Genomic DNA, 13,658 nt, shown 5'->3' with positions numbered 1-13,658 from the left:
AACAAAAGCTTAACGCAGCGCTTTTCTGAAGCCTGCAGCTTTTGCTTCATCCTCGGTGCAGAACATCCGCTCAGCCTTCGTTTGAGCGTAGGCTTGAGTTCCCGGAATATGATAAATTTTATTTTCGCCTCGAATGTTTCCTTTTATTTGGGGCTTCCTGCAAGGCACAGCAGAGGCGGAGTCGCTCTTCCAAGAAGAATTGTCCGGAATTGTCAGACCCGTCTTCCCCCACAGACCGGCGTTCTCAGCCCTCGCCGTTCGTTCAAGCGCGGCAAAATTATCGGCATAGGTAACATTCGGCGGAATGGTCATAACAGATGCAAATCCGTCTTTTAAGAGAAGCTCATTGAACATCGTCGACTCCCCATCGACAAAGACATAGCGAAGCAGCCTGCCGTATTTATCGGTATCTCCGGTATCGGCAAACATGATTATGGTTTTCCCTGTCAGCTTGCCGGAAGTATATCCGCTCGCCTTTAATCCCAGCTGCCGGCTTTCTCCTTTGATCTCCGGGGTGTTCACCCCGATCAGACGAACTTTATTCCCGGAATTGGTGGTGAAGGTGTCACCGTCCACGATCCTCTCCACCTGCTCGACCGTGTAAGGCTTTCCCGAGAGAAGAGGGTAGTTGCTCGTTATTGCACGGATTGATGGGTTATCGGATGCCGGCGGTGCGTCAGTGCATCCCGTTAATACTATAAAGATCATAAATAAAAGTGCTGTATGTACACTAACTTTCATAATAAAGAATGACCCTGCCTCTCCTAAACAATCGGTGTTCACAAAGAAACGCGAGCCGGGCTGCGCCGAATCGCGTTCGCTGCATCTGATAAAATAAGTTACCGGCTCGGGTACGACTGTGCCGAAGCCCGTTCACTTGACGTCTAATGAAGGGCAGACGGTTCCCGGTGCTCATGCTCGGAAATGCTGCTGAGAGCATCTCCCGCTTCGTTGACGAAAATTTCGCGGATAGCAAGGTCACCGATTGAAACGACGCCCATCAATTCCCCATTCTCAACCACCGGAAGCCTGCGGATCTGATTTGTCGCCATCAGCTTGGCCGCATCGTCAACCGTAATGCTTGACTCAACGGTCTTCACTTCTTTAGTCAATACTTCAGACACCGATGTTGATCCGGAATGCTTATTGGCATACCCTCGCGTAACCAAATCCCTGTCGGTAACAACGCCGATCAGCTTTTTCCCTTCGACGATCGGCACAAAACCGATATCATTCTGCTTCATGAGGACGGCCAGTTCATAAATGTTATCTTGTGTCGTTGCCGTAACGCAATCGGTTGACATGATATCTTTAATTGTTTTCACCATTTTTTCCTCCTCGACGAATGTCTTTCATCCATCGATTAGGTTTGCCTTTCATTGCCGCGATCATGCATGAGTCTGGTCCCATATGCTGCTACAATTGGCTCACCCGAGTAGACAGGTGCTCGGATGCATAATTCTCGGCCATAGAAATCATCAGTTTTGCAGAGACCAGCATCGACTGTTCATTAAGGTCGAACATCGGATGATGATGGGGATATACCGCTCCGCATGCCTCGCCGCCCGCTCCGACAAACATAAAGCAGCCGGGTATCTCGCGCAAATAATAGGAGAAGTCTTCTCCCGCCATAATGAGAGTCGACGTTTGAACGGCTTCCGGACCAAACCGTTCCGCAGCGACGCGGAAAAATCGCGCAGCCTCCACGTCGTCATTGACTACTGTCGGATATCCGTCGCGATAGTCGAGGACTGCGTTTGCGCCGTGCATCGCTGCCGTTTGATAGACGATGGCTTCCAGCCGTTCCCTAATACGCGCTCTCGCTTCCTCCGAAAACGTACGTACCGTCCCTGTGAGTCTGCAGCGCTCCGCAATGACATTGCCGGTCGTACCCGCATGGAAGGAGCCAATCGACAGCACAGCGGGCTCAAGCGGGTTCACACTGCGGCTGACAATGGTTTGGAGCGCCTGAACAAGAGCCGCTCCCACTACAATCGCATCGACGGTTTCATGCGGCAATCCGCCATGGCCGCCTCGTCCGGTGATATCGATATAAATTTCATCGGGAGCTGCCATGAAAGGACCGCTTCTTGCGGCAACGATGCCGTATGGCAGAGGAGTCCATAAATGAACGCCGTATATAACATCGACGCCTGACAGAGCTCCGCCCTTTATCATGCCGACGGCTCCGCCGGGCGTTACCTCTTCAGCAGGCTGGAATAACAGACGTCTTTCCCCCTCGAGACTTTTCCGACTCGAAGTGAAGTATTTGGCGATACCAAGCATGGTAGCCGTATGTGCATCGTGCCCGCAGGCATGCATAACGCCGGGCAAGGTTGATGCGTAATCGCACGTTTTCTCGTCTTGTATCGGCAGTGCGTCGATATCCGCACGCAGCGCCACGACCGGCCCCGGTTTATCACCTCTGATCGTCGCCACAAGACCGAAACCGCCCAAGCCCTCCTTCACCTCGCAGCCAATCTCTTCAAGCTGCCGGGCAATCCAGCGGGATGTCTCCTTCTCTTGAAACGACAGCTCCGGATGCCTGTGCAAATATCGTCTCCACTGCACCATATCCGGATAAACGGTTTGCAGCATCGCATCTAAATCTGTTCGCTCTTCCATGCGCACAAACCTCCTTACGGTCGTTTACTTTGTCTTTTATTGTATCAGAACGAAGGACGGTCTAGAAAGTCATTCCGTCGTAATAACCGATCATTTTTCGTAAAAATGTCACTTTTGGCTTAGTTGAAGAGGCTCAGTCAGGCTTGCGCTTGCTGGGGAAAAATACTATCATGAATAAGAAGAAAAGGCGGTGTCCACTTGGCAAACGCCATACAATTTCGTCCCTTAAGCTTGAAGGAGGATCATCCATGATAATTGAGAATACAGGCCTAAACGGAATGACCAGCGACCTCGCGCATCTCGACGAGTCGGCGGAAAAACTCGGCTTCGTGCGCTGGCAATGGGAATATCACCGCGCAACGTACGATCTGAAGCTGGAAGACCGGACTAACCGCGAAGACTACTTCTTGCGTTTTAATGTCCGCGCAATTGAAGGCAAGCTGGAGTCCTCGCACGCCGTGCTGCAAGTGGAATCCGTTTACATAGGACGAGCCACCTTCCCGCACGGCCTTGATTATGAGTCGGCGATTCCTCAACCGATTCTGAATGCAGCCACTCAGAGGCTGCAAGAACTTAAGAAACTCCTCGCTTAGCAAGCGGCGGTCCTCAGATGAAAACAAAGACGAACGGCCTGCGCGGCAGGCCGGATTTCTTGCTTCTTGTCCTGATTTTGGTCCTTGTCGGTTTTGGACTCGTAATGGTGTTCAGCGCCAGCTCTAACACCGCCGTCGTTTCCAAAAATTTTAATTTCGACGCGTTTTACTTCACCAAACGGCAGCTGTTGTGGGCGGTTATAGGTATAGGTGCGATGTTTATCATTATGAATATTCACTATACAAAGTTTAAAAAAGGGTATGTCCTCTACTTTATCCCAGTCATCATTATGCTTATGCTCGTTCCGTTCATCGGTGAGGAAAGAAACGGCGCACGCAGCTGGTTCGGTATCGGATCGCTTGGCATTCAACCAACGGAATTCGCCAAGCTGGGACTCATCCTTTATTTAGGCTCGCTCATCTCCAAGAAAGGCGAGAAGTTTAGAGATTTTAAAAAAGGTCTGCTCCCTGTCTTCATCGTCATCGGTTTCATCTGCGGACTCATTATGCTGCAGCCGGATCTTGGCGCCTGTATCGTTATTGCCGCTTGCGCTCTCATTATCATTGTCGCCGGCGGCGCTAATTTAAAGCAGCTGTTTCTTGCCGGAATCATAATTACCGCCATCGTGTCTGCATGGGCAAGCATTTCCATTATGAACAATCCGAAAGCATGGAATTACCGGATTGACCGGTTTACCGCCTTTATGAACCCTGAAGGCGATGTGCAGGGAACCACGTATCATTTGTCCCGTTCGTTGCAAGCGCTCGGTCATGGCGGATTAACAGGCGCAGGCTTCGGAAACAGCGTTCAGAAGCTGAAATATTTGCCCTATGCTTACAGTGATTTCATCTTCCCGGTTATCGCCGAAGAATTCGGATTCATCGGCAGCTTGCTGTTTCTGCTGTTCTATCTGTTCTTTCTGTGGCGGGGCCTCCTAATCGCGCTGAGGTGTCCGGACATTTACGGAACAGTGGTCGGAGTAGGTATCGTCGGGCTGATTGCGGTTCAGACGATCATCAATATCGGCGGAGTCACGGGGGCGATGCCAATTACGGGCGTCACGCTTCCGTTTATCAGTCACGGCGGCTCCTCGCTGCTCGTGACGCTTGCGAGCATGGGTGTGCTTCTCAGCATATCGCGAGAACATAACCGCGAGAGTAAAACGTCGAAATAAAAAGACGACCGGCTGGCATCAGCGTGTCGTCTTTTTTATGCCATAAAAACAACCGCCCGGCACCGGGCGGTCAATTTGTGTTATTTCAGCCGGGCAGAAGGCTCCTCCGCCTCTTCTTCCTTGAAGGCGACGCCTTCCACTTTCACATTCACTTCCACAACATGCAGTCCGGTCATATTTTCAACCGCTTCTTTAACGTTTTCTTGCAGCCCCCGGCATACTTCCTGTATCGGAATGCCATACTTCACTATAACGCGTAAATCGATGGCGGCTTCCAGCTGGCCCACTTCAACCGAAACACCCTTTTGCGCATTTTTGCCGCCCAGCCGTTTGGCCAATCCTTCGGAAATGCCCCCTGACATGGCGGCGATTCCGGGAGTTTCAAGTGCTGCCATTCCCGCGATGGTGGCGACTACGTCATCTGCAATGCGAATTATGCCTGTCTCTAGTTCATCGGTCATGCCACACACTCCTCTATCACCTTATGTTTCCATTGTAATGGAAGCTTAGAAACGAAGCAAGGCATATTGTGTCAACCGATTCTTAAGTTTACATGTCCAGTATTTTCCGATATAGTGTTAAAAAGATTTCCATATCACTTATTTGCAAATGAGGTGCAAGAAATTGAAACAAAAATTGTTTTTCACTGCATTGATTGTACTATTTGTACTGAGTGGCGTCAGTCACTACGCTCATTTTGGTACTATGATAGAATTCACCTTCTCGGCACTTGCCATTCTGTTCGTGGCAGGCTTTCTCGGCAAAGCGACAGAGAGCGTGGCTCATTATGCCGGCCAGCGTTTGGGGGGCTTTCTTAACGCTACCTTCGGAAACGCTGCTGAGCTGATTATTGCAATATTCCTTGTCAGGGAAGGTCTGTTCGACATGGTGAAAGCGAGCATCACCGGCTCAATTATCGGGAATCTGCTGCTTGTTCTCGGTCTGAGCGTTCTTCTTGGCGGATTGAAATACAAAGAACAACGATTTAATATCCAAATGGCAGGCCATAATGCTTCTCTCATGGTCCTGTCAGTCATCGCGCTGTTTATACCGGCCGTCTTTATTTCGACGGCGCATTTTTCCGCGCATAAAGATAAAATCCTGAGTGTGACAATTGCCGCTATTCTCATCATTGCTTACTTGCTGTGGCTTGTATTCTCGATGGTCACTCATAAAGACGTTCTGGAGGATGTAGAAGAAACGACTCCGGATCACGGGGAGGCCCCAGCCTGGTCTAAACGCATATCGATTCTATTCCTGATTATTGCAACCGCAATGACTGCGTTCGTCAGCGAATGGCTCGTCCACACCTTGCACGGATTCACTGCGGCGTTCGGCTTGTCCGAGTTGTTTGTCGGCGCCTTCCTCATTGCCATAGTCGGCAATGCCGCGGAGCACAGTGCTGCGGTAATACTCGCGATGAAAAACAAAATCGGAGCCGCCGTCGAAATCGCGGTCGGCAGCAGCCTGCAAATTGCGCTGTTTGTCGCACCGGTGCTTATCTTTGTGAGTTTGCTGTTCGGCAATACGATGGATATCGTATTCACTCCCCTTGAGCTTACCGCCATTGCCGTTTCCGTATTTATCGCCAAATCGATCTCTAAAGACGGTACGACAAACTGGTACGAGGGAGCTCTTCTGCTCATCGTTTATGTGATACTCGGCATTTCCTTCTACCTTGTGTAAACTGAACTGCCGGGCAGCAAATAGAAGACGCCCCCGCATGACGGGAGCGTCTTCTTCTATTTGCTGCATAATACATTGAGAATAGAGCGCTGCAGGCGGCTACGCTTTATTGTTCATTGCTTCATAAAGCTGAGCTAAATTACGCTCCAGCTTGCTTATGATCTCTTTGCCGATGGCTTCGGCTACAAGACCTGCCCGGATTGCGAAGTCGACTTCTCTGGAAAAGCCATATATTTGCGTGTCCAAAACCTCTTCATAGAGGGGACATTTTCTCGTAGCCAAATTTTCCATTTGCACTTCGATAAGCTTTTCAATTTTATGGGCATCTTCCTGAAGGAGATTGATCGCTTTTTGATGCAGATGAATAAGAACATCGGATGAAGACATCGTACTCCCCCTTATGCGCATTTCTCGCCGTCTTCTTTATTCTTATATTAGACGAAAACAGACGAATGTACAAGGTAAAAACAACAAAGCGCCCCACTGAACGTTCAGCGAGGCGCTTCATTGCCGGATGTCATCCGTCTATTCGGGTAAGACCGCAATATCGAGGTTGTGTTTTGCGAATACTTCAGCCATAGCGACTTTTGCTTCGTCAGCGTCAGGACCATGCACATGAAGCTCATAGGAATGACCGCCGACCAACGTAGTGAATAGACCGAGTATGCTCTTGACGTCGATATATTTGTTCTCGGCTTGGAGAACGATTGACGACCGGAATTTATTGGCCGTTTGGGAAATGTCTACGATTGCAGCGTTGTTGGACATAGGAATCCCTCCACTTATTAGTTACATTCACTAGAAAAGCTTTCCTACATCATAACCCGATTTCCCCTTCCGTACAAGAGGGCTTTTACTTCAAATTTTCCGGGTTAAGCGTTTCCAGTTCCGGTACGACGAACCTTCCGTCTTTGCGAATGAGACGGTCATCGAAATAGATTTCTCCTCCGCCGTACTCCGGGCGTTGTATAAGAACAAGGTCCCAATGTACCGCCGAGCGGTTGCCGTTATCCGTTTCTTCGTAGGCTTGGCCCGGCGTGAAATGAAGACTGCCGGCGATTTTCTCGTCAAACAGGGTGTCTTTCATCGGATGCAGGATGTAGGGGTTGAAGCCGAGGCTGAACTCGCCGATATAACGGGAACCTTCATCCGTATCAAGAATTTCATTCAGCTTCGCGGTATCATTACTGGTCGCCTCAACAATTTGTCCGTCTTTAAACGTAAAGGAGATATTCTCGAAAGTCACGCCTGAATATACCGACGGCGTGTTATAAGTAATTTTTCCTTGGACAGAATCGCGGACAGGAGCAGAAAATACTTCACCATCGGGGATATTGCGGTGGCCCGAGCATTTTTTCGCGCCGATGCCTTTTATTGAGAAAGACAAGTCGGTACCCGGCGCTGTAATGCGTACCTTGTCCGTGCTTTTCATAAGCTGCAGCAGCGGGTCCATCGCCTTCTCCATCTTGGCATAATCCAGATTGCACACATCAAAATAAAAATCCTCGAACGCTTCGGTACTCATATTGGCAAGCTGCGCCATTGAAGCGCTGGGATAACGCAATACGACCCATTTCGTATGCTTGACCCGGCGTTCCGAATGAATGGGATGACTATACAGCCGCTCATATAGCCGCATGTTTTCGCTTGGCACACCGGCGAGCTCACTCACATTCTCACCGGACCGGACCGCTATGTAAGCGTCCATCGCTTCCATTCGTTTAAGATCGTAGGACGCCCATACCTCGATCTGTTCTTTGGACGCATGCTGCAATAAGGTTCGCAGTACCGAACGATCGCTTATTTCGACGAAGGGACGGCCTCCCCGTTTGGTTACCTCTTCAATCAGACATTTGACAACTTCCCGCTCGGAGCCGATTATCTCGATAAGGACATTTTCTCCGGGCTGCACATCGATTGAATAGCCGGCAAGGTTGGATGCCAGCACTTGTAAACGCGGATCACGCATCGAAATCACTTCCTCCTGCTTGATGGATTCTTCTTGTTTATCCTACCATGTTTTAGGTCATGTTGCACATATTGCGTCGCTGTAAACCAGCCCCCCTTATTGAAGCGTCCGGAACGAAATATCGCTGTTTCGCGTCTCTTTCATCTGACCGGCCCCGGTCTTATAATGAAGCACTGAATGCTCCTGCAGCCTAAGAGGCAGCATCCGGGTTTTATCAATTAGGAGTTTATAGGTGGTATGGACGCGAAGCGTGGAGAGCATTTGGTCCAGCTGTCTGCCCGATTGCTCAAGCTCTGCTGCCCATTCCTTCCTGAAAGCATTTAACGAGGCGCTATGGTGTCCGTCTTTGATGGCGGCGACTGATGGCTCAGCTGCTTTCCGTTGCAGACTGTGAAACTCGTTGCGTATGTTTTCTCGCCAATACTTTTCATTTGCAGTGTCATCCGTCTCAATCATAAGCATCGCTGTACGGGCACCGGACTCTGAATTAACGATTTCCGTATTCTTCGCCGACGCCTGGACATGGTTGAGAAGGTCCAGCGGCTCGATTATCCCTGTAGATGCTATATTCCCATCCGATTGAACCCGGATTTGGTTATGGTCCTCAACAATGCCTTGAAAAGAAACAGGAGTCAAATTACCGGCATCAGCTGAAACTATTCCTGTGATTCCCGAAAAGGCATAACGATCGACACCTGATAAACCGGACACCGATAAAGAAAGAAGCTCATCGGCTGTTTTCCCGTGTGTCGGAGAGGTGCAGCCCGATAAAATAATGAAAGCAAGGATTGTTATTGGCTTTATTTTTAATAGTCTCAACATTATTCACTCCCGGGTCGAGCATTATCTTTGTCTTACGTATCGTCTGCCGCCGGGCACCGCTTTATGCGATAAGCCTTAAACCAGGTCAAAAAATTAACACGGATGCACCTGCACTGCCTGCGCCGGCACATCCGTGTTCTTATTTCGTGAGGCCCACTCTGCGAATCGAAACGTTGTTACGCCCATTGTTCTTTGCTTCATAAAGCGCCATGTCCGCACGGTAGAACAGCGACTCCACACTTATTTTCTCATCCTCGGACGTCCATTCGGAAATACCGCACGAAACTGTTACCCGGGGGTCCGTATTCTCCTCCACCCGCGAACGAATCCTTGTCGCAATTGTATACGCCTGGTCGGATCTTATTTGCGGCAAGTACACGGCCAGTTCTTCTCCCCCCCACCGCGCGGCAATGTCGCTCTCACGGATGCATGTGCGGATAATGTCGCTTACGGCAATGAGGATCCGGTCGCCGATTTGGTGGCCGTATGTATCGTTTACGTGCTTGAAATGATCGATATCGACCAGTACCAGCGAGCCTGAGGAGTCTTTGCGCTGCTTGGACTGAATTTGTTCATTCAGATAATGCCTGGCATGAAGTCCGGTCAAATTATCGGTGATGACCATTCGCCTGACCTCGGCATGGAGCGAGGCATTGGAAATGGCAAGTCCGATATGTATCGAGAGCACCTGCAGCAGCTTGAAATTATCGTATGAGAAATAATTAGGGCTTTGATGCGAAACCATGATTACACCGACCACTTCGGAATTCGCCATTAAAGGAGTCGCAATGAGTGAACGTGAACCCGTCACATCCATAAGTTTGGAATCGACTACCCGGCTCGCCCGATAATCCGAAATAATAAGAGGCTCTCCGGTTCTAAAAACAATTCCGCAAAAACCATATTCTGTCGTGTAGTTCTCATCGGCCGCTGTCGGCAAGTTGCTGGACATGACATGGAATTGGTTCGTTTCTTTATTAAGTTGAAGAACATTACAGTAGTGGGCTTTAAAAATGTGCAGCAGCTCAGTCATTGTAAATTGAAAAATCTCATTCAACCGGAGCGATTGATTGATCCGCTTGGTAAGATCATTAATTAGCTGGAGCTCTCCGATTAATAAATTGGATTGTTCAAACAGTTTTGCATTCTCAAATGCAGAGCCCGCCGATTCGGATAATGTCATAAATACATGCAGGTCCGACTCGTTCCACATTTGCTTCTCCATAGTAATGCTTAGGACGCCATAAACAGCTTGTTTACCGCCCATCGGTATGGCAAGCTTCATTCTGCCGTGCTCCTCGCACTCTATTACCGGCTGTCCATTCAGGAAAGCCTTTGTATATATATCAGCCGCCAGATCCCGGGCATACAGAGGCTTCACCCGAGTATCACCGTACAAATAATCCTGCGATAAATATAAATCGATATTTGAATAAGGGTATAAGCTTTCCAATTCGACAAGCAGAACATTTAATACGGATGAAACCTCATATCGGTCATGCAGGCGCCTGGAAACCTCAAACAGTGTTTCCCTGCGGTCTGCCTCTCGAGCGGTGAGCTGAAGCTGCGCTGCCATTTCCCGGACAAACCTACGCTCGAATTGATTGTAGAACAGGATGCGGAAATGAAGGGCGGATGCCGCTAATTCTGCAACCCCGTTCCCTAAGCTTCCGTCAACAACCATCACAAGCGCTGCAAAAGCCAGGTTATCGCTTCGTTTCAGAATGGGCACAGCTGCGGTGTCACCGTCTATCTGAGGTTGGCCTTTGCGGCAGGAGGCCGCAGCAAGCCGCTCGCATTTTCGAGAATCATAGCGTCCTTTCACCGGAAAACCTGTGGATGTAATAAGCGCCCCTTGTTTCCCGCAAAGTCCGATTGCGTTGCCAAGTAACGTTAGATCGGCCGCATCCGCCAACCATTCGGCGAAACTGCTTTCCAGCAGTGATTCCAGAACAATGTTATCCTCTTCTTGAATATCTTCATTCTCAAACCAAATCGAAGGAAGCTGCGTTGCTGGCTGGTTCCCTAAGGTATGGTCCTCAAATGCCGGATTATGTAAATGGAGCGGGTTCATCACCTGTCATCCCACCTTTGCGGTAATTCGCAAATTTCATTATTATAAATCTATCATACTCCAGATTAGGTAAATATGCACTATTTTTGCCCCTTATGAATAGGTCTTAAGGTTCAATTCAATGCCTTTATCTGAAAACTAAAAAATAATATGACTATTTACTTGACATTAGCCTCTGAATTTATATAATATTTATAGTTGAATATTGGGCACGGTTTTGTGTCACCCTCACGGAGGCTGTCTCTGGCAGGACTGCGGCTGAACATGCCTGTCAGGACTTGAACGGTTTATACTTTTAAGCGCAGACAGCACTCGGCGAAACACCCATTTTCAAACATCCCATTTGAAGAAGGAGTTTTACGACACATGTCAAGATATACGGGTCCTAAATTTAAATTAAGCCGCCGCCTCGGCATTTCCCTAAGCGGAACGGGTAAGGAATTGAAACGCGCGTTTCCACCGGGACAGCATGGTCCTGGACAACGGAAAAAAATGAGCGGCTACGGCATTCAATTACAAGAGAAACAAAAATTGCGTCATATGTACGGAATGAACGAGAAGCAATTCCGTAATCTTTTCGATAAAGCATCGAAGATGAAAGGTATTTCGGGTGAAAACTTCATGGCCCTTCTCGAGAGCCGTCTGGATAACCTTGTATACCGTCTCGGATTTGCCAACTCCCGTGCAGGCGCACGCCAGCTTGTATCGCACGGTCACGTTACCGTTAACGGCAAGAAAGTCGACATCGCATCCTATACGGTATCTGTCGGCGACGTAATCGGTCTTCGCGAACGCAGCCGCAACGTCAAATCTGTTAAAGAAGCGCTGGAAGGCCGCAACTTCCTGCCTAACTACCTGGAATACAACGACAACGCTGTAGAAGGTAAATTTGTTAGACTTCCGGAGCGCGCAGAGCTTCCGCAAGAAATCGACGAGAAACAAATCGTCGAGTTTTACAGCCGTTAATAACGAAGCGATCCAAGGCTTGCCCTGGATCGCTTTTTTTAATTATGCACAGCCATCCTGCAGTTCCGGACGTTCCGTCATACATTTGCAACGGGCATTGGTTTGCCCGCCCGACCATTTGGCCATTATAGCTGCGACAAATAAGCAGAGGTCAAACCGCTTTGAAGCGGTTTGACCTCTGTTGTCTTTACTTACTTATTGTTTCGGTTCCGAAGGTAATATCGTCGAAGGCAGCGGAGGTGAGACCGAACCCGGTTGGACAGGCGGAAGCGATTGGTTTGCTCCGAGCTGCGGTACAGCCTTTGACGTGAACCCTCTGACTATAGCGTTAAGGTCAATCCCCGATACGCTCTTCAGCATTTCCGGCGCCGTAGCCATAAGAGAGGTTACATAATTACTTAACCGCGCCGCGCCTTCTCCGTGCCCTGTGTCGACGACGGTCAATTTATCGATTCCTTTTATCGGTTCGGCGACTTTGCCTGCAAGTTCAGGCAGCATCTTTACGATAATATCCAATACTGCGGCTTCACCGAATTTTTCAAATGCTTCCGCCAGCTTTTCTTTCGCCTCGGCTTCCGCTAACCCCCGAAGCTTGATTACCTCGGCGTCGGCAGTCCCTTTCGCCCTCTCCGCATCCGCGATGGCGAGACCTTCAAGCCGTTTCTGCTCGGCGTTGGCCCTCGCTTCGGCTTCGATTCTGTATTGAAGCGCATCCGCCTCGCGAAGACGCTTCGCTTTATCCGCTTCCGCCGCCTGTTCCACCGCGTATCGATCGGCGTCGGCTTTCTTCTTCACTTCCGAGTCATATTGCTTCTCTCGGCGCAGGATTTCTTTCGTTTCCAGATCGATCTCCCGCTCCTTGCGTACCAATTCCACCTGCATCTGCTCTTCGACGACGCTTTGCTTGGAACGCGCTTCCTGCACGGCATACGCTTGGTCCGCTTCGGCCTTGGCCATATCTTGATCTTTCTTAAAGGCGGCTATTTTAAGCTCTTTCTCTTTGGATGCTTCGGCAATGTTCGTATCGCGAAGCAGCTCCGCCTTTTGGCCTTCCTCCTCCGCCCGCGCCTTCTGAATGCGCGAATCCCGGACCGCTTCGGCTTCGGCTATGTCGGCGTCCCGCTTTACCGCGGCAATCCGCGGTTTCCCAAGCGCATCGAGGTAGCCGTGTTTGTCACGCAGATCCTTAATCGTGAAAGATACGATCTGCAGCCCCATCTTTTTCAAATCCCGCGCAGCAACGCCTTGAACCTCCTGGGCGAATTTATCGCGGTTTCGGTACACCTCTTCCACAGTCATCGACCCGAGAATCGCGCGCAGATGCCCCTCCAGCACCTCCTGCGCTTCTCCCTTTAGCGATTCGGTGGGCTTGCCCATGAACTGCTCCGCTGCAGTTGCCACATCCTCAACGGCACCGCCGATTTTAATGATGGCAACACCGTCGGCCATAACCGGAACACCTTGCTCCGTGTACACTTCCGGTGTAGAAACTTCCAGCTTGTGAGAGAGCAGCGAGAGAAAATCAGCTTTCTGAAAAACAGGTAAAATAAAGGCTCCCCCGCCTCGAACGATTTTAATTTTACGGCCGGTCTCATCGGTCGCGAGGTTTCTGCTGCCGAGAAACGTACCTGTGACAATCATCGCCTGGTCCGGGCTGACCGTCTTATATCGCGCCCAGAAGGCCAGACCCAGCAAGATCAATACACCTGCAACCGTAAGCGGAATGGTTAAATAATCCGGAATCATAA

At 49.7% G+C, this 13,658-nt stretch carries 14 protein-coding genes; 4 read left to right on the top strand and 10 right to left on the bottom strand.

The features are described 5' to 3' along the window. Window positions 1-9: 9 nt before the first annotated feature. From KZ483_RS12750 to KZ483_RS12740, 3 genes are all read right to left on the bottom strand, one after another. Window positions 10-741, bottom strand: a complete 732-nt coding sequence (locus KZ483_RS12750; protein ID WP_220353006.1) for a thermonuclease family protein — start codon at window positions 739-741, stop codon at window positions 10-12. A 143-nt stretch (window positions 742-884) separates the two neighbouring features. Then, a complete protein-coding gene (locus KZ483_RS12745; RefSeq protein WP_220353005.1) occupies window positions 885-1,328 on the bottom strand; it encodes a CBS domain-containing protein in 444 nt (147 codons plus the stop codon). A gap of 88 nt (window positions 1,329-1,416) precedes the next feature. Beyond that, a complete protein-coding gene (locus KZ483_RS12740) occupies window positions 1,417-2,625 on the bottom strand; it encodes a M20 metallopeptidase family protein (RefSeq protein WP_220353004.1) in 1,209 nt (402 codons plus the stop codon). 248 nt (window positions 2,626-2,873) lie between these two features. On the opposite strand from KZ483_RS12740, the gene KZ483_RS12735 reads away from it, so the two are divergent. Together KZ483_RS12735 and ftsW are read left to right on the top strand one after the other, a co-directional pair. Beyond that, window positions 2,874-3,218, top strand: coding sequence for a YugN family protein (locus KZ483_RS12735; protein WP_220353002.1), 345 nt, complete (start codon window positions 2,874-2,876; stop codon window positions 3,216-3,218). A 17-nt stretch (window positions 3,219-3,235) separates the two neighbouring features. Then, window positions 3,236-4,393 carry a putative lipid II flippase FtsW gene (gene ftsW / locus KZ483_RS12730; protein WP_220353001.1) on the top strand — a complete coding sequence of 386 codons (1,158 nt, stop codon included), beginning with the start codon at window positions 3,236-3,238 and terminating at the stop codon, window positions 4,391-4,393. Window positions 4,394-4,473: 80 nt separating this feature from the next. On the opposite strand, the gene KZ483_RS12725 is transcribed toward ftsW, so the two are convergent. Further along, entirely contained in the window at window positions 4,474-4,854 is a 381-nt protein-coding gene (locus KZ483_RS12725; RefSeq protein ID WP_220353000.1) for an Asp23/Gls24 family envelope stress response protein, read from the bottom strand. Window positions 4,855-5,017: 163 nt separating this feature from the next. On the opposite strand from KZ483_RS12725, the gene cax reads away from it, so the two are divergent. Further along, window positions 5,018-6,079, top strand: a complete 1,062-nt coding sequence (gene cax / locus KZ483_RS12720) for a calcium/proton exchanger (RefSeq protein ID WP_220352998.1) — start codon at window positions 5,018-5,020, stop codon at window positions 6,077-6,079. A 99-nt stretch (window positions 6,080-6,178) separates the two neighbouring features. On the opposite strand, the gene KZ483_RS12715 is transcribed toward cax, so the two are convergent. The 5 genes from KZ483_RS12715 to KZ483_RS12695 form a co-directional block, all read right to left on the bottom strand. Then, window positions 6,179-6,466: an Fpa/YlaN family protein gene (locus KZ483_RS12715; RefSeq protein WP_220352997.1), complete on the bottom strand. Its 288-nt coding sequence runs from the start codon at window positions 6,464-6,466 to the stop codon at window positions 6,179-6,181. Between the two features lie 138 nt (window positions 6,467-6,604). Next, window positions 6,605-6,847, bottom strand: coding sequence for an HPr family phosphocarrier protein (locus KZ483_RS12710; RefSeq protein WP_220352995.1), 243 nt, complete (start codon window positions 6,845-6,847; stop codon window positions 6,605-6,607). A gap of 85 nt (window positions 6,848-6,932) precedes the next feature. Further along, on the bottom strand, window positions 6,933-8,048 hold the full coding sequence (locus tag KZ483_RS12705) for an aminopeptidase (RefSeq protein ID WP_220352994.1): 1,116 nt from the start codon (window positions 8,046-8,048) through the stop codon (window positions 6,933-6,935). 96 nt (window positions 8,049-8,144) lie between these two features. Beyond that, on the bottom strand, window positions 8,145-8,870 hold the full coding sequence (locus KZ483_RS12700) for a hypothetical protein (protein ID WP_220352993.1): 726 nt from the start codon (window positions 8,868-8,870) through the stop codon (window positions 8,145-8,147). Between the two features lie 139 nt (window positions 8,871-9,009). Next, window positions 9,010-10,944 carry a sensor domain-containing diguanylate cyclase gene (locus KZ483_RS12695; RefSeq protein ID WP_220353415.1) on the bottom strand — a complete coding sequence of 645 codons (1,935 nt, stop codon included), beginning with the start codon at window positions 10,942-10,944 and terminating at the stop codon, window positions 9,010-9,012. Between the two features lie 366 nt (window positions 10,945-11,310). Here KZ483_RS12695 and rpsD point away from each other — a divergent pair, with 366 nt between their 5' ends. Continuing rightward, on the top strand, window positions 11,311-11,910 hold the full coding sequence (rpsD, locus tag KZ483_RS12690; RefSeq protein WP_220352992.1) for a 30S ribosomal protein S4: 600 nt from the start codon (window positions 11,311-11,313) through the stop codon (window positions 11,908-11,910). 195 nt (window positions 11,911-12,105) lie between these two features. Here the strand turns inward: rpsD and KZ483_RS12685 are convergent, their stop codons facing one another. Continuing rightward, complete coding sequence (locus KZ483_RS12685) at window positions 12,106-13,656, bottom strand: flotillin lipid rafts scaffold protein FloT (RefSeq protein ID WP_220352990.1); 1,551 nt, start codon at window positions 13,654-13,656, stop codon at window positions 12,106-12,108. Between the last annotated feature and the right edge of the window lie 2 nt (window positions 13,657-13,658).

Origin of the sequence: Paenibacillus sp. sptzw28 (assembly GCF_019550795.1) — a bacterium.
GTDB lineage: Bacteria > Bacillota > Bacilli > Paenibacillales > Paenibacillaceae > Paenibacillus_Z.
This window is presented reverse-complemented; position numbering and strand designations above follow the sequence as displayed.